The sequence below is a fragment of the Aeromonas sp. 55A genome (assembly GCF_051919665.1).
Taxonomy (GTDB): domain Bacteria; phylum Pseudomonadota; class Gammaproteobacteria; order Enterobacterales; family Aeromonadaceae; genus Aeromonas; species Aeromonas veronii.
In genome coordinates this window covers 538,686-558,890 of sequence record NZ_JBQBEH010000008.1, presented here as the reverse complement: position 1 = coordinate 558,890, position 20,205 = coordinate 538,686, and the positions used below count along the sequence as shown (strand labels likewise).

Below are 20,205 nucleotides of genomic sequence, written 5' to 3'. Positions count from 1 at the left end.
CAATTTTTATCGCAGGTTCTCTGCCTACCCTCCTTTAATTGTCCCTCTCCAGCGCCAGCAGCGTTTTTTTAATCTCCAATCCCCCCGCATAGCCGGTCAGGCTGCCGTTTTGGCCGATTACCCGATGGCAGGGAATGATGATCGAGAGTGGATTGCGGCCGTTTGCCGCGCCCACTGCTCGCACCGCATCCGGTTTGCCAATGGCTCGGGCAATATCGCTGTAGCTGCGAGTTTCGCCGTAGGGGATGTCGCACAGCGCTTGCCACACAGCTTGTTGAAAAGCAGTGCCACGGGCGGCAAGGGGCAGGGAGAAGCGCTGCAAGCGACCGGCAAAATAGGCGTCAAACTCGGCGAGGAAGGGGGCCAGCGCCTCGCGCTCTTGTAGCCAGCCGCTCATATCGGGCTGTGCCCGCAGGCCCGCCACAAAGTCCACGTGTATCAGACCCGATTCATTGATGGCGACCAGCAGATCGCCACAGCGGGTCGGCAGGGTATCGTAGCGGATCATGGGGTTATCTCCTGTTGTTGGTTATCTGGCTGGTTTTCGTTGCTGGTGGCATGGATCAGCAAATTGGGCGCTTCACTCATGGCGTGCCACAGCCAGCTGGCCGCGTAGCTGCGCCACGGCTGCCATGCTGTGCTTTGCGCCAACACCTCTTTCACCGGCAGCTTGGTGCCGCCTCCGAGTGCCTTTTGCAGCACCAGATCGGAAGCGGGGAAGGCGTCGGTATCCATCCCGCAGCGCAGCCGCCAGTAAGAGACCGTCCAGGGGCCTATGCCCGGCAGCGCCAGCAACTGCTCGTCACTGGCTGTCGTGAGGGTCAGCTCGCCGCTGGCCAGCGCCTGTGCCAAGCCCCGCAGGGTGCGAATACGGCTGCCGGGCATGCCGATACCGTCGAGATCGAGTTCGCACAACTGAGCGGGGGTCGGCAGTTGCGCCACCCCGAATTGCGCCTCGGTGCGGGCCACCAGTCGCCCGAGTATGGTGATGGCCCCCTTGACCGAGACCTGTTGGCCGACGATGGCGCGCAGCATTACTTCGTACTCATCCCAGCCACCAGGCAGCCGTACGCCGGGCCAGCGCGCTTGCAAGCGGGCGAGCAGCGGATCCTGACCGAGCAGATCACCGATCCGCTGCATATCGGCATCGAGATCCCACATCCGGCGCACTCGATAGAGCAGATCGGGCAGCGCCGCGAGCGGCAGATCATGGACGGTAAGCTGCAGGCTATGCCCCTTGCCCTGCGCGATGCGCACCAGCGCGACCCGATCGCCGACCCGGTAGCGCCGCTCATACACCTCGCCATCTACCCGCTCCAGCCCCGGGATTGCCCGCATCCGGTAGAACGCCAGCATGGCCGCTACGTCATACGGGGGGCGATAGGGCAGTTGCAGGGTCAGGGGGGCGCCGCGCGGCTCCGCACTTATGTGTTCTGGCGCGTCAGCGTGCTGCTCCTGCTGGCGCAGGGTGCGTGGGGCCAGTCCGTATGCGTTGAGCCAGGCGTCATTGAAGCGGCGGATGCTGGCAAATCCGGCGGCAAACGCGATGTCGGTAATGGGCAGCCCGGTTTCAGTCAGCAGCCGTTTCGCGAGCAGCAGGCGGCGCGTCTGCTCCACCTGTTTTGGCGAGGCGCCGAGGTGCTGCTCGAACTGGCGGCGCAGGGTGCGTTCGCTTATCCCTGCCTCAGTGGCCAGTTTGGCGAGCGTGCCTTCCGCCAGCTCGCCGCGATCGATGCGTGCCAGCAGACGTGCCAGTTCAACCGGCAGATCGCCACGGGCGGCGGGGGCCAGCTCAGGACGGCAGCGCAGGCAGGGTCGCAGCCCATACTGCTCGGCGGCCGCGGCGCTTTGGAAGTAGCGCACATTGTGCTCGTGCGGTGGCCGTGCCGGGCAGACTGGCCGGCAGTAGATGCCGGTCGAGATGACGCCGGTAAAAAAACGGCCATCAAAGCGAGCGTCGCGGGCGAGCCGTGCGGCGTGACACTGTTCACGGCTGAGGGTGTTGATCACCTCATCCGGTGACGACTCTGGGCTGGGCTTTGCATTCATGGTGTTGGCGGCTTTGCTGGAATAGATGGCAAGAGAGTAAGGGGGCTCGGGGGCCATGACTAGCCAGAAACGGACAGGGATAGCAAAAATTGGCGAAAGGTTTTTTTACTCTTTCGTTGCACGGTTGGGTTTCACTCTTCGCTCCGTTGTTGTCCATTTGGCAATGCTCGGCAGAAGAGCTCATAACGGATGGGGTCGGAGGCTCGATTGGTCTAGCTTTATTTGCTTAGCGAGATTAGTGGCGGCGAAAACTGCTTATAAATTAATAAAAGATCACATAATTATCTTTTTTACATTGAATGTGGTGATTTTGTGTTGTTCAATTGAGTCGGTTAATTTCTGGTGATTATTAAGTCATCACATCTGCGGCTCAAGGCCGACCAATAACAACACTTGCCAAGGATGATAAGTGAACGACTGTAAGGCATGGCCCCATTGCCGGGGGTTTAGTCTGATCGAGTTGTTGATCGCCATGACGGTTGTCAGCATTCTCGCAGCCATCGCGTTGCCAGCGTATCAGGGTTATCTGCAACAGGGACGTCGTTACGAAGCACAGCAGCAATTGCTGGAGCAGGCGCTCGCCCTCGAACGTATCTATACCCAACAGGGGCGTTATCCCGCCACGTTTGCCACCCCTTCCAACACGGATTTCTACCAGTTCAGCTACAGCCAGCAAGATGCTGGCGACTATCTGCTCAAAGCCATTCCAACGACGCGACAACAGGATGAATGCGGCACTCTGACCCTCGATCAGACCGGTTATCGCGCGGCCAATCGCCATGACTGCTGGGGATCATAAGATGAACGTGCGCGGATTTACTCTGATTGAGTTGATGATCACGGTCGGCATCGCCGCTATTTTGCTGCTAGTCGGGTTGCCCTCCATGAGTCAGCGCCTCGCGGCCGAACGACTCGATCGCAGTGCGACCGAGCTCGCGTCAGCCTACCGCTTTGCCCGCAGCGAAGCGGTCAAGCTGACCCTGCCGGTGGTACTGCAGGGCACCGAGAACGGTGGCTGGGAGGTGATGGCTGACAGCAAGTTGCTGCGTCAGACGGCAGCACCTGCTGGCGGCGTGGTGATCAAGCCGTTTGACCCCATCAAGATCGCGCCAACCGGCAGTAGCAGCCACGCCGAGATCATTCTGGCCAATCGCCTCGGTGAGCAGCGGGTGCTCTGCGTGGCCCCGAGCGGCCAGCTGCTGCAAGGGAGCTGCTCATGAGACACACCGCACTTGCTCGCCAGCAGGGTTTCAATCTGGTGGAGATCATGGTCTCCATGGTGTTGGCGGTGATGGTGTTTCTCGGTCTCGCCAAGGGGCAGGTGGTCTCGTTGCAGCAGGCGCACTATAGCCTGCAGAGTACGTTGGCCACGATTGAGGCGAGCAACAGTGTGGAGCAGATCTGGGGTTCGCTGTGCGAAGTGCAGCGCAAGCCGGAGCGGTTCACCCAGGGCGATTTTCTTGCCCGCTTCACCCTGCTCGAGGGCCACCGGCTGGTGCTACCGAACCGTTATAGCGACAACTTTGTGGTCGCTATCGAGTGGCAGGATGAGCGGGTCTCCGGCGCCAAGCGGGTGGAGCTGAACGCAGGATTTCCACCACTATGCTGAACGTTCCCTTCCGACAGCGAGGTGTCAGTCTCGTCGAGCTGATGATCTCCATGGTGCTCGGTCTGATGCTGATGCTGGCGATTTTTGCCGGTTACGTGCCCATCAAGAGCACGGTCGAGCAGAGCAAGGCGTTGGAGCAGGCGAACGAGGTGCTGCGCTTTGCCACTCTCACCTTTACCAACAGCATCAAGCAGGCGGATCAGCTGATAGCGGTCACCCCTGATCGCCTGACGCTGGCGTTCAAGGTGGAAGGGGGCAGTCAGGTGCTCTCCTGCCTTGGCAACCAGAAAACCGCCGATTTTACCGAGCAGTACCGCTTCACGCCGCCGGTACTCAGTTGCGATGACGGGGATGGCCCGCGTCTGTTGCTGGCCCATCTTCAGGATCTTGAATTCGGCCAGCAGGGTGCGTTGGTCAATATCCGCATCTTGCCCGAAGGGCTGCCCAGCTATCTGGCGCCGGGGGTCGAGGTGCAGGTGGCACGCCGCAAGGCGGTCTGGGCGGCAGCACTGGCCACATCCGGTGCAGGAGGAGCAGGATGAACAAGGGATTGCAGGGGCAGCGGGGAGCCGTATTGCTGGTGGTGCTGGTGGTGAGCCTGCTGTCGAGCCTGCTGGTGTTTACCAGCATTCAGGAGAATCAGCTGCAAACCCGCCTGAGCGGCAATTTTCACAAGAAGATCAATGCGCAGCTCAGTGCCGAGCAGGGGATGAACGACAGTTATCGCGCCCTGCATCAGGCGCTCGGCGCCGAACCACGGATAGAGTGGGATCAACTGGTGCAGAAGGTGCCTGGCAAGGGGGAAGGGGCCATGGCGGGCAGCCGCTTTCGCATCGATCAGCTGGATGCCTCTACAGGCAGCAAGTTGGCGTTGCAGAGCCATGGCCGTTATCTGGAGGGCAATGCCAGCCTCAACGCCCTGTTTGCCCTCAAGCGCGAGCCGGGCAATCTCATCTTTCAGGATTCGGTGGTGGCGTGTGAAGGGTTGAGCCTCTCTGGGAGCGGTTTTATCGACAGCTACGATTCGCGCAAGGGGGCGTACAAGGAGTCTGTTTCCGGGACTCTTAATCAGGGGCAGAACGCCAAGGTGGCGACCGTCAGCGACAAGGCCAATGTGGTGCTCGCCGGGCACTCCCCCATCTGGGGTGATGTGCGGGCGACCGGCTCGGTGACCTTGAACGGTTCTTCACCTGTTGCGGGTAATGTACTTGCTGGTGGCGACATCACCATTTCTCCCTCTGATGGGGTGGTCAGGGTTGAGGGCAGCGTAAACGGGAGTGGAAATTTTGCCTTGCAAGGGGGGCATATTGCCGGAGCTGTTGCGATCAATGGTGATGTTTCTATGGGTCATGGCACAAGCATTGCTGACGACAAGTTGAACTATGGTGGGAACGGGGCATTCCTTGATGCCAAGCATCAGAAGTATCTGGATCCCCAATACCGAACTCATCCCAAGCTACCGCCTGTGGCCGGGCAGGTGTGTGACCCGCTCAATGTGGCCGCGTTGCCCAAATCGTTCCCCCCTGCAACGCTGCCCATCAATGGCCCGCTGACGCTCGGGGCCACCCAGCAGATGGTGCTGACCACGGATCCCTCCACCGGCTCGGTAACCAGCAGCAACCAGCACAAGCCCGGGCTACCGTTCCCCGGCAAAGGGGAGCTGTTTGGCAAGGAACAGACTATTTACAAGCTCGACAGCCTCAATATGGGGGCCGATGCCAAGCTCACCATCAAGGGGGATGTGGTGCTGCTGATCGACAAGGATTTCACCATGACAGGCAGCAACAAGTTGACGGTGAGCGAGGGGAGCAGCCTGACCCTGATCGTCAGCGGCAAGGTCGATCTTGGGGCCGGTGCCGAGGTGACGGCAGCCAAACAGGGGCTGACCGCTGGCGGTACGCCCGCTATCTCCATCTATTCCGCGTATAGCGGCAAGGATGGGGTCAAGCTGTCGGGCAATACGCCGCTCTATGCCGCTCTCTATGCCCCGCTCACCGAGATGAAGATCAGCGGAAGTGGCGGTCTGTACGGGGCGGTGCGTGCCAAGCACCTGACCGAGAGCGGTGCGGGCGGTGTGCACTATGACGAGGCGCTGGGCATGGCAGATCTGGGGGACGATCAGGGGCCGCCTCCGACGTTGGCACTGCGGCAGTGGCACTTTGTGCAGTGAGGCTGGCGAGCCGCTAAAAAGGATCGAATGGGGCGCGCAACTGTGAGAAGGTGGAGATCTGTCCACCCAGTCGTTCACTGTTGAGGAGTGCTCCATGCCAGGCCCAGCTCGTGCCGGTGCCCTGATCTATGCCAAGGATCCGGGCCTGCTGACCCACTTTTACCGTACATTGCTGCAGATGGTGGTCTGCAGTCAGGATGAGCAGTTGGTGGTGCTGGAAAACAGCGATATCCAGCTGCTGATCCACGCCATTCCCGAGCCTTATACCGGGCAAGTTGTTATCAAGCGGCCGCCGGAATTGCGGGAAGAGGGGGCCATCAAGCTGTTCTTCACCGTCTCCAGCCTCGCCTGGGCAGAAGCGAAGGCGGCGGATCTCGGCGGCGGCCTGCTGCCACAGCAGTGGACGGGGCCCGGCTTTGTGGTGCGCAACGCCTTCGACCCTGAGGGCAATATCCTGCAACTGCGCGAGTTGCTGGGTTCCCCTGATCCTCTCTGAATTTTCTCTTTTTACAGCATGGTTGTGGCGGCGTGCTGTGCCATGCACCGCCATAAAAACGGGGCCCTGTAGTGGTCAACTAAAAGGGCCCCCGTCTTTTGTTACCCGTGTAGCAAGCATCACTTCAGATAACGCTGTTCCAGATGCTGGCGCAGCCAGTGCGGGTTGAGCGCTTCACCGGTGGCGCGGCGCACCAGCTCGTCGGTGCTGTGCAGGCTCCCCTGTGACCAGATCTGGCGCCCGAGCCAGCCGAAGATCTCCGGCAAGCGACCCGCCGCGATCACCTCCCCCATGCTGCCCAGCTCTTTCTCGAGGGCAAAACGCAGCTGGGCGGCATACATGGCGCCCAGGGTGTAGCTCGGGAAGTAGCCGAACGAGCCGTCGGTCCAGTGAATATCTTGCATGCAGCCATTGCGGTAGTTGCCCTTGGTGGAGAGCCCCAGCCACTGCTGCATCTTGGTGTCCCACAGCTCGGGGATATCGGCCACCTCGATCTTCCCTTCCACCAGATCGCGCTCCAGCTCGTAGCGCAGGATAACGTGGGCCGGATAAGTCACCTCGTCTGCATCGACCCGGATAAAGCCCGGCTCGACCCTGCTGTAGAGCTTGGCCAGATTGTCCGGCGCAAACGCCGCCTGCTCGCCGAAGTGGTGACGAATGCGTGGTGCCAGCAGCGCGAGGAAGGCCGGATGATGCCCCAGCTGCATCTCGCAAAACAGGCTCTGACTCTCGTGGATCGCCATGGAGCGCGCTTCGGCCACCGGCTGACCCAGCAGATGGCGCGGCAGCCCCTGCTCGTAACGGGCGTGACCGGTCTCGTGCACTATGCCCATCAGGCTGGAGACAAACTCCTGCTCGTTATAGCGGGTGGTGATCCGCACGTCGGTCGGCACGCCGCCACAGAAGGGGTGACTGCTCACATCGAGGCGGCCGTGGGCGAAATCAAAGCCGAGCAGTCCCATCACCTCCTGACCGAGCGCTTGCTGGGTGGGGATGGGGAAGGGGCCTTGCGGCAGCAGCAGGGCATCGCCCTTCTGCTGTTCACTCACGGTCTGGATAAGAGCCGGCAGCCAGCTGGCGAGATCGCCGAAGATCTGATCGAGCCGTGCGCTGGTCATGCCCGGCTCATAGAGCGCCAGCATGGCGTCGTAGGGGCGCACGCCAAGGGCATCGGCCCGCAGTTGCGCCACTTCACTGGAGAGTTTCACCACCTCCTCGAGATTGGGGGCAAAACCGGCCCAGTCGTTGTTCTTGCGCTGGCTGCGCCAGGCGTGCTCGCACTTGCTGCCAGCGAGCGATAGCGCTTCGACCAGCTCACCGGGCAGCAGGCTGGCATCTTGCCACTGGCGCTTGATCTCGCCGAGGTTGGCACGTTGCACTTCATCGAGCGGTTCGCTCTCGGCCCTGGCAATCCAGTCACCCAGCTCGGGGGCGGTACGCTTCTGGTGGATCAGCAGACCGAGTTCGGCCATCGCTTCGGCGCGAGCATCGTTGCCCCCCTCCGGCATCATGGCCGCCTGATCCCAGCCGCAGATGGCGGCGAGGTGGCTAAAGCGGTGGATCTGTTGCTGATGTTGTTCAAGCTTTTGATATGACATGGGATTGTCCTTATTATCGTCCCTGATGGTATGCCGCCCCGTACCTGGCATGCTCGGGGCCGTTCGATGCTAACACCGCCGCTGTATAGTTGACCACCTTCACGCAGGCGGGCCAAAGGCGTGGGGGCGAAACGCGGATTAGCCGAGCCGCTTCTGGTGCCGTTCGCGGTTTTCCGCTTTTTTGCGTTCGCTTTTGCGCAGCAGCACATAGAGCGCGCCGCTGCCGCCGTGGCGACGCTCTGCGCTGTGGATCGCCATGACGGCGGGCAGTTGCGGCAACCAGGCGCTCACATAGCTTTTCAGCAGGGCGCGTGGGGTGCTGCGCTCCCCCTTGCCGTGCAGAATAAGCAGGCAGCGGATATCCCGGACTTCACAATCCGCAATGAACTGCACCAGCGTCTGGCGCGCTTCGTTGAGGGTTTTCTGGTGCAAGTCCAGGCTGGCCTGCAGCTCGTATTTGCCGAGCCGCAGCTTCTTGTAGACCCCCTCCTGCACCCCATCGCGTTTGAAGCCGACGATTTCGTGCGGATCGCGCATCTCGATGGCCTCCATGGTGAGGTGGTCGAGGGCGAGTTGTTCGGCAGTGGCAGCCTGGCGGCGAGCGAGCTGCGCCTCGGTCGGGGCGGATTTGGCCGCATGGGGATGGATGTTGTCGCTGCGAATGGGCCGCACGTCGGCCACTTCATTCATGAATAGCGAGAGTTCGTCGTTATGAGACACGGCAGGCTCCCCATAAGAAAAAGTGGGGGTCATTATAACGGTCGCAACCGGCACAGAAAACGGGGAAAGGGGGGAGGGGGATAAGGGAGGCCCAGCATGGATACCAGTGCAGCTTGGCCCGGGAATCACAGTCGCGAACCATAAAGCAGCACAGGCGGTCAGTGTGAACTGCCGCCTGTGGTCAGAGGATTATTTGCCCTCTTTGGGTTGTTGAGAATGGGGTTGCTGTGAATGAGGCGGTTGCGAGTGCATCACCTTGTAGATGAAGTAGGCCGCGTAAGAGCTGATGAGCAAGAAGGTGCCGATAATCACCAGCATCGACATCAATCCCACGCTGTTGCCAAACATCAGGTCCAGCCAAAAATCCATTTTATTGCTCCTGTCACCCGGTTGATGACAGGTATGATAAATACCTCTTTGTCCCGTCCGAGATGATCCCGATCAACTCCCTTGCAGGTTGTTTAATAACCAGCGCGATCTGTGATCGTTCTCACTGGACTCCTTGCGACCGAGCCTGCACAGGGCCCGGTGTGGTGAGCGGGGTAATGCGCCACCCCTGCTGCTCCAGCAACGCCAGCAACCCCTGTTCGCCGTAAAGGTGCATGGCGCCTACCACGATAAAGCTCTCGTTGGGCAGGGTGGACCATTTTTTCAGCCAGTTATGGTTGCGCTCGGCCAGTAGGGTCTGCTCCATCCAGCTCTGTAGCGCGGGCGGGGCCATCTCCTCCTTGAGCAGATTGATCAGCGTCGCCTCATCTCCCTGCTGCCACGCCTTCATCACGGCGGCGAAACCACTCTCCAGCATCGGTAGCTCATCCAGGGTGCTGGCGAGCATCAGGGTCTGGTTGTCACCCACGCTGGCCAGATAACCGAGCTGCTCCAGCAGGGTTTCAAAACCCACTACCGGTTTGCCCTCTTTGGCGGCCCGGACGGCAAAGTGCTGGTCTATCCCGAGTTCACTCTTGAAGTCGGAGCGGGCCATGGCGGCCTGGGTCAGGGTAATGGCGGCAAACCAGGGGCGCAGGGTGGCGAGGGTCGCCTCGTCGATGCCATAGCGGGCGCCCGCCATCAGGGTGCGTTGATAGAGCTCGGCAGGCAGATGATCCTTGAGCGGCTTGCCATCCACCAGTCGGGTGAGGGAGCCGGTTTGTTGCCACTGATCCGGCGTGATGCTGTTCATGTCCACCTCCATCACCAGTGCGTGACTCTGCAGCCAGGCACGCTCCACCGGCTCGGGCAGAGGATAGAGGGCTGGTTTGCCCGCATGGATGGAGCCCAGCAGCCAGTGTTGCTGGTTGCCCTTGCTCACCCGATAGAACGCGGGATCGGCAAAGGCGTGCAGCGGTAGCAGCAGGCAGATCAGAAAGGCAAAGAGGGTGCGATGAAATCTCATGGGGATCCTTAATGTGCGCCGGGTGACTTCTCTTGCTGACAATAACTCCTATGATAAGTCCTCATTTCAGATAACCAAGAGGTTTGCCATGCCCCATCTTCGTTTTCGCGCCGTGACGCTCGAGACCCTGCAACAGCTGAGCGGCCCGCTGCTGGCCGAGCTTTGCGAGCTGACCGGCGGCAAGCCGGAGTTTGTCACCATGGAGCGGATTGATAGCTGCTGGATACGCAACGGCGAGCCCGAGGCGGGTTTTCCGTTTGTCGAGCTGCACTGGTTCGAGCGGCCACAAGAGATGCAGGACGCCGCCGCGCGCCTTATCACGCGCCATTTGAAACGGGTGCTGGGGGAGCAGACCTATGTGGTGGTGCAGGTGATCCCTCTGGTCAAGAGCGCCTACTACAGCAATGGCGAGCACTATTGAAGAGAGGGACAAACCAGGTTGGTGGGGCGGGTGACGCCGCTACCCGGCTAACGCCACTTGGGCGACCGGGTACTTGGTCGCCAATCACGGGATCAGGCCGATTTGACCAGCAGTTTATCGAGCCAGCGAGTGGGCAATACCCGTCGCAGGAAGGCAAACAGCCGGGTCGGAGTGGTCACCGGATAGCGTGCCTTGGGATGGGCGTGGGTCAGCGCATGGAGCAGCGGCGGGATGCAGGCTTCGCTCGGGAGGGTAAAACCGCTGGTGGCCCCCTCTTTTTCCAGCCGCGTCAGGGTCTGGCGGTAGGCTAACTGATGACGGCTCTGAGCCGGATCGATGTGGCGCAAGAAGGCGCTGCGGGCATTGGCACGAAAACGGGTATCGATGGGGCCCGGTTCAATCAGGCTGATATGTACCCCGCTACCCGCCAGTTCGAGGCGCAGGGTATCGCTATAACCTTCCAGCGCAAATTTGCTGGCGTTATAGGCGCCACGATACCTCATGGCAACCAGTCCCAGAACCGAGCTGTTCTGTACTATCCGCCCCTCTTTGGCCTCCAGCATCGGCGGCAGCACCTGACGGATCAGATGGTGCCAGCCAAACAGGTTGGTATTGAACTGCTCCCTGAGCGCTTCGGTGGGCAGATCTTCCAGCGCCCCGGGTTGGCCATAAGCCCCATTGTTGAACAGGCCATAGAGGCGCCCGCCTGCCAGATGGAGCGCCGCACTGGCACCCAGCTCGATGGAAGCAGGGTCCGCCAGATCCAGCTGTACTGCCAGCAATCCCTGTTGCTGCAGACGGGCCACATCTTCCGCCTTGCGCGCCGAAGCGATCACGGTAAAACCGTGCTGCCCGAGCGCCTGTGCGGCGGCGAGGCCAATACCGCTGGAACAACCGGTGATCAAAACAAAACGGGGCATGATGGCGTCCTTGTGACTGCTGACAAAAGCGTGAGGGCTGGTGAGTGGATAAAATCCCTATCCGGCTCGCATGTTAGCCTGTCAACCGGCAAAAAGAAAACCGGGCCAAGTGGCCCGGTTTGCTGACATCGTATTGCCTGATTACATGAAGGTAAGCGGCATGATGATGTGGAACTTGACGTCTTTCTCTGACGCAAATACGTTCGGGTATGCCCAGCTAGGCAGATCGTTGTTGTAGTCGGTGTAGTGAAGCTTGAACAGGGTGCCCTTCAGCTTGCCATCCTGTACGGTATAGCTGACATCGAAGTTGGCAGCCCATTCGGTATCTTCACCGGAAGCGTGCTTCTTGCCTTGACCGTCTTCAATATCCCAACCGTAAGCACCGGATACACCGACGGACCAGCCAGGAGCGCCCACCAGATCATCCAGAGAACGAGTCACACCGAAGAACAGCGCTTTCTCGTTGTTGGCGTTCCAGTCAGAGCGGGAGTCCCACCAAATTTCGTTGGCACCCTGGGAGTTGGCATAGCCACGGGTCAGACGGGGCAAGTAGTTGCCTTCATCACCCTCAGCTTTGGTCCACAGACCTTCGAGACGGAAGCCGTACGGGCCCATGCCCCAGGCCGCTGTCAGCGCTTGTTGCCATGCCAGACCATCGTAGGTCTTGCCTGAATCGCCGCCAGCAACGGCACTTGCATCAAAGTCAGAAGTTTCGGAACCGTAGAATTGGTAGCTGGTGGAGAGACCGCCAATCACATCAAACTTGTGAGCCAGTTTGAAGTGGTAGCTATCCATATAGTCTTTGGATTGACCGAAAGAACCGGTTACAGCAGTGCCATTTTCGAAGGTATAACGAGCAGCGATACCATGGATGTAATCGATCTTGTATTGTTCTTCTTGCGGGCTATAACCAGTCGTGATCCATGGTTTGGATTTTGCGCGTGAGAAGCTCTGGGTTTCTTTGAACCATGGTGCTTTGTATTCATCTGCGATGGCGTAGGTCAGGTAGAGACCGCCAAAGTTGCCTTCGACTTGACCACCACGGTAGGTGCCCGGCTGATAAGACCAGTTAACACCGATAACGCCTGGAACATAGAGCTGGGTATAGCCGCCTTTGGCTGTAACACTGTCACCAAATTTGAACTTCAGAGCTGCGTTAGTGACGCTAAAACCGTTGCCGGCATTTCCATCTTTAAAGTTGTTATCCCAGTTTCTACCGGCAAAAGAAAATTCATTCTCTTGGTTGGCCGGAGAGCGATCATCGGTGAGGTCATAGGCACCATAGCCACCCAAGTCCAATCCAACGACATTCCAGGCGTAACCGGAGTTAAAGTTCAGTGCGGCTTGAGTCGTTGCGTGACTCAGATTGGATGCGTACTCACCTGTGCCGCCAGTATCTTTGCGGTCGCGATCACGCTGGAAGTAGAACAGACCGCCGGTCAGTTTGGAGTCTTTAACGAAGGTTTCATAGGACTGGCCGTATTCCGGGCTCATCATGTCCTGAGCTGCCAACGCCATACCGGGGGCGACCAGAGCGGCTACCACAGCGGCACTCAAAGCGGCGCGCTTGAAGATCACTTTTTCCATTTTTATTGCTCCTGATTTTATGGACTTAGCTTTTTTTTCCGGCAGTTGGCATCGGGCCTACCGCTCGGTATTGGCATTGCAATCAAAACCCCGAAGGGCAAAAAATCTTGTCTTGGCTACCTGCAAACCCGGATGTCTTGGCACATCTGTAGTTGGCAGTCCTGATCATCACATGTTGTTTTTTTATGTTCCGATTCTTGGCTATCGGACAACCCCAAGAGTACGTTCGCGGTGCGAAATATCAATGAAAAGTTCCCTCAACGTTTCAAAAGTATGACCGAGTGCAAATAATCATGGGCAAGGTCGTAAACAGCCTCATGGCAGGTATCACGGTGATGAGAGCGTTTTCTTGAGGCTGCGACCAGCGCCAGTGCGGGTTTTCATCCGGTACGGCGGAAGAGGTGTCGGTTAACCTGCCGATAACAGATAATTTTGTGCTACAAAAAAACTTTCCCTCTGGTTGAGGGAAAGTGATCTGGTGGGGAGGCGGGGCGAATAGGGTTCAGCCTTGCTGGCCGAGGATGCGGGGGATCTGCTGCGCCTGATGGTGGATATGGGAGGAGACCTGCACCGAGAGCTGACTCACCTGACGGGCATGCTGATGGATACGGGTGATCAGATCGGCAAAACTGGCCAGCTTGTGTTCCTGACTTTTGGCGTTGTCGGCGCCTTGCAGGGCGATCACTGCGGTGTTGCGGGCGATCTCCCGCACCGCCTGGGTGGTCTGACGCAGTTGTTCCGCCTGCGCCCGCTGGCGGCTTGACTCGCTGGTGATCCGGTTCAGTACAGTGCCAAGCTGTTCACCGGATTGGGTCAGGCGCCCCAGAATATCGGTGATCTGGTTGAGGGATTGCTGGGTATTCGCTGAGAGGTGGCGCACTTCATCGGCAACCACGGCAAAACCGCGTCCCTGTTCCCCTGCGCGGGCCGCTTCGATGGCGGCGTTGAGGGCCAGCAAGTTGGTCTGCTGAGCGATATGACCGATCACATCGACAATGGCCGTCACATCGGCAACCGAGCGGGTAAGGGCTTGCAGCGCCTCATCGCTCTCGTCAATCGCCAGTCCGGTCTGATGAGTGGCGTGCAGCATGCTCCCCACCAGATCTTCGCTCTGGCTCATCGCCTGTTCGTTATGGTGGGCATGCTGGGCGATGTCGGCGGCGACCTGATGGACCTCTCCTGCCAGCTGGTTCAGCTCATCCATCATCTGGCCGCTCTCGTCGACCACCTGTTCGGTGGTGCGGGTGCTGTGGTGGATCTCGTCAACCTGACTGACCATCCCTTGCAGACTGAGGGATACCGCTGACAGCTGCCCCTCTTTTTGTTGCTGATCCTGTTGCAGACGACCGATCAGCCGATTGTAGCTGGCAACGATATCAGCCAGTTCGTTGCGATCGCGCCCGGCAGGCAACGGCTCGGCCTGCCCTGTCTGATCGAGCTGCATAAAGGCTCCGCGCAGTCGCAACAAGGGGGCGAGTAGCCAGCGTCGTTGCACCAGCGCAAACAGCAGGGCGACTATCACCAGACAGAGCGCCAGCGTGCCGAGGATGGTGGCCAGCTCCTGATTGACGGCTTGCCGTTCGCGGGCAAGTTGTTCCCCCATCTGCCTGGTCGCTTGCAACATCGTCATGATGTCTTGCTGCACGGTCTGGCGGCCAGCCTGTTGCTGTTGTAGGGCCGTGCGGCTGTTGGCCAGCTCCTGCGGATAGCGGCCCAGCAGCGAGCGTAATTCGCTGCGCGGTTGATCTCCCACTTCCTTGCGTACCGGCTCCCCCAAGGTGAACTCATCGGCAGGCGCCTCTTCATACAGGCTGAGCAGCGGCAAGGCTTGCAGTGCTTGCGCCTGTTTTTGCAGTGCCTCCAGCTCGAAGCGGATCCCTTCGAGCAGCTTCTCATTGCCCTGTTCCATATAGCTTTGGCGCAAATGGGCGAGGCGCGGCAGGCCCGCCAGGATCTCACTCGCCCCCCTGCGATATTGCTGTGCTGCGGCAGATTGTTCCGTGCTGGCGCCTTGCTCCCCATAGCGGATCAGCGCCATGGCCTGGCTGCCCAGCTCACTCTCCGCATTTTGCAGCAGCAGCTGGCTGTTGCCCGAGAGCTTGCCTGCGGCCTGATAGTCGTGCGCGATGCGCTGCGCCATCTGTTCGAGTTGCTGTCTGAGCGGGGCCGCCACGGCATCGTCCTGAGCGGCCAGCGAGGAGAGCGCTTGCTGGCGGATCTTCTCCGCCGCGGTCAGTTGTTGTGGATCGCCGCTGTTGAGATAGTCACGCAGGCTGTTTTGCAGGGTCACTGTCACCAGTTGTTGCAGCGTCTCGTGCTGATGCTGGGCCTGATTGGTATGGGCAAGCTGTTGCCAGCCGTGGTAGAGGGCCAGCGCCTGTCCTCCCGCAACCAGTAACAAAACAAGGGAGGATAGGGTGGCGTAATGGGCGATTTTCACGGGGTAATTCCTGTCAGCACAGACCATGGGGGAGCGTGGCCAGAGCCTAAACAGGGATGATGGCGTTTTTATGACAGCATGGTCAGGTAGCCCTATCTTGCCGGCTTAACTGGCTGGGGATACCTGAGCGCTGTTGCGTTGGCCAAGCATACCGAGCAGGGCGCCTCCCATGATAAGTGCACCGGCCAGCAGATGGCGCGAGGTCAGCGTTTCTCCATTGAGCAACACCAGCAGCAAGGTGCTCAGCAGAGGTGTCAGGTAGGCAAGGGCACCGATCCGGCGTGGATCGCCGTCTCGCAGTGCCAGATACCAGGTCACAAAGGCCGCCCCCATAGGGCCCAGCGCCAGCCCGATGATGAGACACCAGTCACTGGTGGGGATCTGCGCGAGCGGCAGGGGCCCCTCCAGCAGACGGGCAAGCAGCAGCGCCAGCAAACCCGCGGGCAGGCAGGCTGCCGCAGTGACCACGGCAGGTGCCGGTGGCAGACGGCGTGACAGCACCGAATAGGCTCCCCAGACGACTGCCGCGCCCAGTGCCAGCAGGTATCCCAGCAGATAGGCCTGCTGCAGTTGCAGCTCGCCATCGACCATCACCAGCATGGAGCCTGCCAGACCAAAGGCGCCAGCCAGCAGGTGACGGGCATGGAGTGGATGGCCGGGCAACAACAGTGGGGTGAACAGAATGATGCAGAGCGGCCAGAGGTAGTTGATGAGGTTTGCTTCCAGCACCGGGGCATGGCGAAAGCTCATAAAGAGCAGCAGATGGTAGAGCAGCAATGCCGTAACCGTCACCAGCCAGGTAATCGGACGAGCACGCCACTGGCGCCAGAACGGCAAGGCCCCGACCCCGCAGAAAAACAGCACCAGCCCGACCAGCACCAGTGGTGACACGCTGGTGACTCGTGACGTCAGCGCCGCCAGCGAGGCCCACAGCACAATGGTCAGCAGTGCAAAACCGGTGGATCTATCCCACCAGGAACATCCGGACATCCAACACTCCTTTGCAAGATGAAGCTGCTGGCTTTGCCGCAGGGCTCAGCCAAAAAAAGCAGTCTATCAGAGAGAGGAGAGATGCCGAATGCCGCGTGAATACAATTACTTGTGACTTGGTGAGAATTTTGATGGTGCAAGCAGAGTGCTGCTGGACGTCGAACTAATCGCCAAAGAGATGAGTGAATGCGAAAAGGGGATGATGGGTGGCGTCCCAGGCAGGATTCGAACCTGCGACCTCGCCCTTAGGAGGGGCGCGCGCTATCCAGCTGTGCCACTGGGACGTGCGGGCATTATATAAAAATGCCAATAAAAATAAACAACTGCGTATGTCTCTCTATCCAGTTGCTTACATTCTGGCCGGATTGTGCGTTTGTGCTCTGGGGGTCAGATAAACAAGTTTGTGGTGTCTGAATAAGAAGGGGTGGGGGGAGGAAGAAACTGGTATGCAATAAATTGACTTTTAATTCACTTGTTGCCGTGAGGTATGGCTACCTCTTGTTGTGTTGTGCCACAGGTGTTGAGCTTTTGTCGCTTTATTTTGTTTTAGTGAAATTTTTAGCTTAATCAGTTGGTTAGCTATTAATAATGGCCAATGCTCCCTTGTGTTTTAAAGATGAATCATGAGGCCATGGCTCAGCGTCAGGTACGGTCAGTAGCGGGTTTGGAATGGTCTTGTTTGCGTAGTTATATAAATTGCCATAGAGTTAATTCGCGATTAGTTATCGCCGAAAATAAAGTTGTGACAAGGGCAAACCGATTGAAAAGTCGGGACGCAAAGCCTCCGGTCTAAAGGCGCTGTTGATCTGGGATAGCGGGGCCACCACAGTGTTATGTTGACTGCCTTTGCCAAGGGGTAGTCATGTTTGTGCTGTCTGTCGTGTTGTGTCGCCCTTTCGTTTGTCCATAACGTAAAGGAAAACAATATGCTAAGTCCAAAACCCACATTGCTGGCCATGATGGTCGGTTCCCTGCTTGCCTCATCCGGCGTTTATGCGGCCGCTCCGGGCAAACCCTCCATCGGATGGGGCCCCACCAAGTTTTCCATCGTTGAAGTCGATCAGGCGGCAACCTCCTACAACAATCTGGTCAGGGTAAAGGATGCCGCCGATGTGGAGGTGAACTGGAACCTCTGGAGCGGTGACCTGGGCCAGAGTGCCAAGGTACTGCTAAATGGTCAGGAGGTGTGGTCCGGCTCCTCCACCGCGGCGGGCAGCGCCAAATTCAAGGTGAAGAAAGGGGGGCGCTACCAGATGCAGGTGGCGCTGTGCAACGCCGATGGCTGTACTCTCTCTGATGCCAAGGAGATCGTGGTCGCCGATACCGATGGCAGCCACCTGGCGCCGCTAAAGGCTGCGTTGCAGGAGAACAACAAGCCCTACGCCAACAAGTCCGGCAAGGTGGTCGGTACCTACTACGTGGAGTGGGGCGTCTATGGTCGCAAGTTCACAGTGGACAAGATCCCGGCCCAGAACCTGACCCATATCCTCTATGGTTTCACCCCCATCTGTGGCGGGGATGGCCTCAACGATAGCCTCAAGGAGATCGAAGGGAGCTTCCAGGCGTTGCAACGTGCGTGTGCCGGTCGTGCCGACTTCAAGGTTGCGATCCACGATCCTTGGGCCGCCGTTCAGATGCCGCAAAGTGGCCTGACTGCCTATGACGAGCCTTACAAGGGTAACTTCGGTGCCCTGATGGCGCTCAAACAGGCTTACCCTGACCTCAAGATCCTCCCCTCCGTCGGCGGCTGGACCCTTTCCGACCCCTTCTACTTCCTCGGTGACAAAACCAAGCGCGATACCTTCGTCGCCTCGGTCAAAGAGTTCCTGCAGACCTGGAAATTCTTCGATGGCGTGGACATTGACTGGGAGTATCCGGGCGGACAGGGTGCCAACCCGAAGCTGGGTAGCCCGAGTGATGGTGCCACCTACGTGGCCCTGATGAAGGAGCTGCGCGCCATGCTCGACGAGCTGGAGTCGCAGACTGGTCGCAAGTATGAGCTCACCTCCGCTGTTGGCGCCGGTTACGACAAGATTGAAGATGTCGATTACCGCGCGGCCCAGCAGTACATGAGCCACATCTTTATGATGACCTACGACTACAACGGCGCCTGGAGCAACACCGAGTTGGGTCACCAGACTAACCTCTACGCGGCGAGCTGGGATCCCGATACCAAGTACACCACTGACAAGGCAGTCAACCTGATGCTGGCGCAAGGGGTTGACCCCGGCAAGCTGGTGGTCGGTGCCGCCATGTATGGCCGTGGCTGGACTGGCGTGAGCGGCTATCAGGGCAACAACCCCTTCACCGGCAAGGCGACCGGCAAGGTGAAAGGCACCTGGGAAGATGGCGTGGTCGATTACCGCGACATCGTCAACAACCGGATGGGAGCTGGCTGGGAGAAGAGCTACGACGAGGTGGCCGAGGCTCCCTATCTGTTCAAGGCTTCGACCGGCAATCTCATCACCTATGACAACGACCGCTCGGTCAAGGCCAAGGGGCAGTATGTGCTAGCCAACAAGCTGGGCGGCCTCTTCTCCTGGGAGATTGATGCCGACAACGGCGACATCCTCAATGCCATGCACGAGGGGTTGGGTCACGGCGAGGGAACCACTCCGCCAGCTAACAAGCCGCCGGTGGCCAACGCGGGCAGCGATCTGAGTGTCACTGGCCCGACCGAGGTGACGCTGAATGGTTCCGCGTCCCACGACCCGGAAAATGGCGCCCTCACCTATAGCTGGAAGCAGGTATCCGGCCCGCAGGCCACCCTGTTTGATGCCACTCAGGCCAAGGCCCGCGTTGTACTCGATGCCGTGTCCACCGACATCAATCTGGTGTTCGAGCTGACAGTGACCGATGACCAGCAGTTGAGTGCCAAGGATCAGGTGGTGGTCACCAACAAGGCGCCGCAGCCCAACCTGCCGCCACTGGTGAGCCTGCCGGCTACCGCTTCCGTGGAGTCTGGCAAGCAGGTGACCCTCAAGGCGACCGCGTCTGACCCGAACGGTGATCCGCTCACCTATCAGTGGACGGTACCGGCCGGCCTCACCGCCAGCGGTCAGAACAGTGCCACCCTGGTGGTCACCGGCCCGAGCGTCACCAGCGACACCGCCTATGACCTTAGCCTCACCGTCTCCGACGGCGCGCTGGATGCCAGCGCGGCAACCCGTCTGACGGTCAAGCCGGTCAGCGGTGGTGGCGGTTGCTCGGCCACCGATCCGGATGCGGCCAACTGGCCTGCCTGGCAGGCGAGCAAGGTCTACAACGGCGGTGACAAGGTGAGTCACAACCAGCTGGTGTGGCAGGCCAAGTATTGGACTCAGGGCAACGAGCCGAGCCGTACCGCGGATCAGTGGTTGCTGGTGAGCAAGGTGCAACTGGGTTGGGATGCCAATGTAGCTTACAACGGTGGCGAGATCACCACCCATAATGGCCGTCAATGGAAAGCGCAATACTGGACCAAGGGCAACGAGCCCGGCAAACACGACGTCTGGCAGGATGTGGGGGCCGCCAGCTGTAAATAAGGCTTGAGTTGTGGCGGGGCATGCTGGTCATGCCCCGCTTTTGCAACCCGCGGCGCTGAACATTGGTTGCTCTGCCAATCCCTCTTTTTCTGCTCTGTCTTGTATCCGGTCAGGCCGACTTGTGGTGCCGGCATGAAGGCTCTCCCCAAGTGATGGCTGCACTGCTCTCTGATAAGGTGTGAACCTGATTCGTGGTAACCTTTCCGCTGTTGTAATTACACTGCTGGAAAGTCTGCGGCCGAATATTTTCAGGTTGCCCAAGAGGCGAGCATCCCGCTGTTGGCGAGA

The 20,205-nt window shown here is 59.4% G+C and carries 18 protein-coding genes, 1 tRNA gene and 1 riboswitch; of the genes, 8 read left to right on the top strand and 11 right to left on the bottom strand.

The features are described 5' to 3' along the window. Positions 1-34 precede the first annotated feature (34 nt). Positions 35-508: a methylated-DNA--[protein]-cysteine S-methyltransferase gene (locus ACTG2G_RS06480; protein ID WP_421252017.1), complete on the bottom strand. Its 474-nt coding sequence runs from the start codon at positions 506-508 to the stop codon at positions 35-37. Beyond that, the gene (locus ACTG2G_RS06475; RefSeq protein ID WP_421387213.1) at positions 505-2,049 is read right to left on the bottom strand and encodes an AlkA N-terminal domain-containing protein; all 1,545 of its coding nucleotides are present in this window, start codon (positions 2,047-2,049) and stop codon (positions 505-507) included. Before ACTG2G_RS06475 ends, ACTG2G_RS06480 begins: the two co-directional genes overlap by 4 nt. A 409-nt stretch (positions 2,050-2,458) precedes the next feature. On the opposite strand from ACTG2G_RS06475, the gene ACTG2G_RS06470 reads away from it, so the two are divergent. From ACTG2G_RS06470 to ACTG2G_RS06445, 6 genes are all read left to right on the top strand, one after another. Beyond that, positions 2,459-2,848 (top strand): type IV pilin protein, encoded by a 390-nt coding sequence (locus tag ACTG2G_RS06470; protein WP_159143118.1) that lies wholly within the window; start codon positions 2,459-2,461, stop codon positions 2,846-2,848. Position 2,849: 1 nt separating this feature from the next. Then, a complete protein-coding gene (locus tag ACTG2G_RS06465; RefSeq protein WP_421387212.1) occupies positions 2,850-3,269 on the top strand; it encodes a GspH/FimT family pseudopilin in 420 nt (139 codons plus the stop codon). After that, positions 3,266-3,658, top strand: coding sequence for a type IV pilus modification PilV family protein (locus ACTG2G_RS06460; protein WP_421387211.1), 393 nt, complete (start codon positions 3,266-3,268; stop codon positions 3,656-3,658). The genes ACTG2G_RS06465 and ACTG2G_RS06460 overlap by 4 nt, the downstream gene beginning before the upstream one ends. Then, on the top strand, positions 3,652-4,200 hold the full coding sequence (locus tag ACTG2G_RS06455) for a PilW family protein (RefSeq protein WP_042656732.1): 549 nt from the start codon (positions 3,652-3,654) through the stop codon (positions 4,198-4,200). Before ACTG2G_RS06460 ends, ACTG2G_RS06455 begins: the two co-directional genes overlap by 7 nt. Continuing rightward, positions 4,197-5,828: a DUF7305 domain-containing protein gene (locus tag ACTG2G_RS06450; RefSeq protein WP_266134159.1), complete on the top strand. Its 1,632-nt coding sequence runs from the start codon at positions 4,197-4,199 to the stop codon at positions 5,826-5,828. The genes ACTG2G_RS06455 and ACTG2G_RS06450 overlap by 4 nt, the downstream gene beginning before the upstream one ends. Positions 5,829-5,922: 94 nt before the next feature. Further along, positions 5,923-6,324, top strand: a complete 402-nt coding sequence (locus tag ACTG2G_RS06445) for a VOC family protein (protein WP_159143128.1) — start codon at positions 5,923-5,925, stop codon at positions 6,322-6,324. A gap of 119 nt (positions 6,325-6,443) precedes the next feature. Here the strand turns inward: ACTG2G_RS06445 and ACTG2G_RS06440 are convergent, their stop codons facing one another. The 4 genes from ACTG2G_RS06440 to ACTG2G_RS06425 form a co-directional block, all read right to left on the bottom strand. Next, a complete protein-coding gene (locus tag ACTG2G_RS06440) occupies positions 6,444-7,922 on the bottom strand; it encodes a carboxypeptidase M32 (RefSeq protein ID WP_439985296.1) in 1,479 nt (492 codons plus the stop codon). A gap of 138 nt (positions 7,923-8,060) precedes the next feature. Further along, on the bottom strand, positions 8,061-8,642 hold the full coding sequence (gene smrA / locus ACTG2G_RS06435) for a DNA endonuclease SmrA (protein WP_005338734.1): 582 nt from the start codon (positions 8,640-8,642) through the stop codon (positions 8,061-8,063). A gap of 189 nt (positions 8,643-8,831) precedes the next feature. Beyond that, positions 8,832-9,011, bottom strand: coding sequence for a DUF3149 domain-containing protein (locus tag ACTG2G_RS06430; RefSeq protein ID WP_005338733.1), 180 nt, complete (start codon positions 9,009-9,011; stop codon positions 8,832-8,834). Between the two features lie 121 nt (positions 9,012-9,132). Then, complete coding sequence (locus ACTG2G_RS06425; protein WP_421387209.1) at positions 9,133-10,035, bottom strand: TraB/GumN family protein; 903 nt, start codon at positions 10,033-10,035, stop codon at positions 9,133-9,135. 88 nt (positions 10,036-10,123) lie between these two features. On the opposite strand from ACTG2G_RS06425, the gene ACTG2G_RS06420 reads away from it, so the two are divergent. After that, the gene (locus ACTG2G_RS06420; RefSeq protein WP_019446286.1) at positions 10,124-10,456 is read left to right on the top strand and encodes a DUF1904 family protein; all 333 of its coding nucleotides are present in this window, start codon (positions 10,124-10,126) and stop codon (positions 10,454-10,456) included. 92 nt (positions 10,457-10,548) lie between these two features. On the opposite strand, the gene ACTG2G_RS06415 is transcribed toward ACTG2G_RS06420, so the two are convergent. From ACTG2G_RS06415 to ACTG2G_RS06395, 5 genes are all read right to left on the bottom strand, one after another. Beyond that, entirely contained in the window at positions 10,549-11,376 is an 828-nt protein-coding gene (locus tag ACTG2G_RS06415) for an SDR family oxidoreductase (RefSeq protein WP_421387208.1), read from the bottom strand. 141 nt (positions 11,377-11,517) lie between these two features. Beyond that, positions 11,518-12,963 (bottom strand): OprD family outer membrane porin, encoded by a 1,446-nt coding sequence (locus tag ACTG2G_RS06410; RefSeq protein WP_421387207.1) that lies wholly within the window; start codon positions 12,961-12,963, stop codon positions 11,518-11,520. 502 nt (positions 12,964-13,465) lie between these two features. After that, a complete protein-coding gene (locus ACTG2G_RS06405) occupies positions 13,466-15,403 on the bottom strand; it encodes a methyl-accepting chemotaxis protein (protein WP_421387206.1) in 1,938 nt (645 codons plus the stop codon). Between the two features lie 105 nt (positions 15,404-15,508). Then, complete coding sequence (locus ACTG2G_RS06400) at positions 15,509-16,393, bottom strand: DMT family transporter (protein WP_421387205.1); 885 nt, start codon at positions 16,391-16,393, stop codon at positions 15,509-15,511. A gap of 207 nt (positions 16,394-16,600) precedes the next feature. Next, positions 16,601-16,677: transfer RNA gene (locus ACTG2G_RS06395), tRNA-Arg, on the bottom strand. A gap of 456 nt (positions 16,678-17,133) precedes the next feature. Then, a riboswitch (cyclic di-GMP riboswitch) is annotated at positions 17,134-17,221 on the top strand. Between the two features lie 98 nt (positions 17,222-17,319). On the opposite strand from ACTG2G_RS06395, the gene ACTG2G_RS06390 reads away from it, so the two are divergent. Continuing rightward, positions 17,320-19,917, top strand: a complete 2,598-nt coding sequence (locus tag ACTG2G_RS06390; protein WP_439985295.1) for a glycosyl hydrolase family 18 protein — start codon at positions 17,320-17,322, stop codon at positions 19,915-19,917. The last annotated feature ends 288 nt before the right edge of the window (positions 19,918-20,205 follow it).

Excerpts from the sequence above, each read along its gene's own strand:
- ACTG2G_RS06480 (WP_421252017.1), bottom strand. The coding sequence starts at position 508 with ATGATCCGCTACGATACCCTGCCGACCCGCTGTGGCGATCTGCTGGTC.
- ACTG2G_RS06475 (WP_421387213.1), bottom strand. The coding sequence starts at position 2,049 with ATGAATGCAAAGCCCAGCCCAGAGTCGTCACCGGATGAGGTGATCAAC.
- ACTG2G_RS06465 (WP_421387212.1), top strand. The coding sequence starts at position 2,850 with ATGAACGTGCGCGGATTTACTCTGATTGAGTTGATGATCACGGTCGGC.
- ACTG2G_RS06460 (WP_421387211.1), top strand. The coding sequence starts at position 3,266 with ATGAGACACACCGCACTTGCTCGCCAGCAGGGTTTCAATCTGGTGGAG.
- ACTG2G_RS06455 (WP_042656732.1), top strand. The coding sequence starts at position 3,652 with ATGCTGAACGTTCCCTTCCGACAGCGAGGTGTCAGTCTCGTCGAGCTG.
- ACTG2G_RS06450 (WP_266134159.1), top strand. The coding sequence starts at position 4,197 with ATGAACAAGGGATTGCAGGGGCAGCGGGGAGCCGTATTGCTGGTGGTG.
- ACTG2G_RS06445 (WP_159143128.1), top strand. The coding sequence starts at position 5,923 with ATGCCAGGCCCAGCTCGTGCCGGTGCCCTGATCTATGCCAAGGATCCG.
- ACTG2G_RS06440 (WP_439985296.1), bottom strand. The coding sequence starts at position 7,922 with ATGTCATATCAAAAGCTTGAACAACATCAGCAACAGATCCACCGCTTT.
- ACTG2G_RS06430 (WP_005338733.1), bottom strand. The coding sequence starts at position 9,011 with ATGGATTTTTGGCTGGACCTGATGTTTGGCAACAGCGTGGGATTGATG.
- ACTG2G_RS06425 (WP_421387209.1), bottom strand. The coding sequence starts at position 10,035 with ATGAGATTTCATCGCACCCTCTTTGCCTTTCTGATCTGCCTGCTGCTA.
- ACTG2G_RS06420 (WP_019446286.1), top strand. The coding sequence starts at position 10,124 with ATGCCCCATCTTCGTTTTCGCGCCGTGACGCTCGAGACCCTGCAACAG.
- ACTG2G_RS06415 (WP_421387208.1), bottom strand. The coding sequence starts at position 11,376 with ATGCCCCGTTTTGTTTTGATCACCGGTTGTTCCAGCGGTATTGGCCTC.
- ACTG2G_RS06410 (WP_421387207.1), bottom strand. The coding sequence starts at position 12,963 with ATGGAAAAAGTGATCTTCAAGCGCGCCGCTTTGAGTGCCGCTGTGGTA.
- ACTG2G_RS06400 (WP_421387205.1), bottom strand. The coding sequence starts at position 16,393 with ATGTCCGGATGTTCCTGGTGGGATAGATCCACCGGTTTTGCACTGCTG.
- ACTG2G_RS06390 (WP_439985295.1), top strand. The coding sequence starts at position 17,320 with ATGCTAAGTCCAAAACCCACATTGCTGGCCATGATGGTCGGTTCCCTG.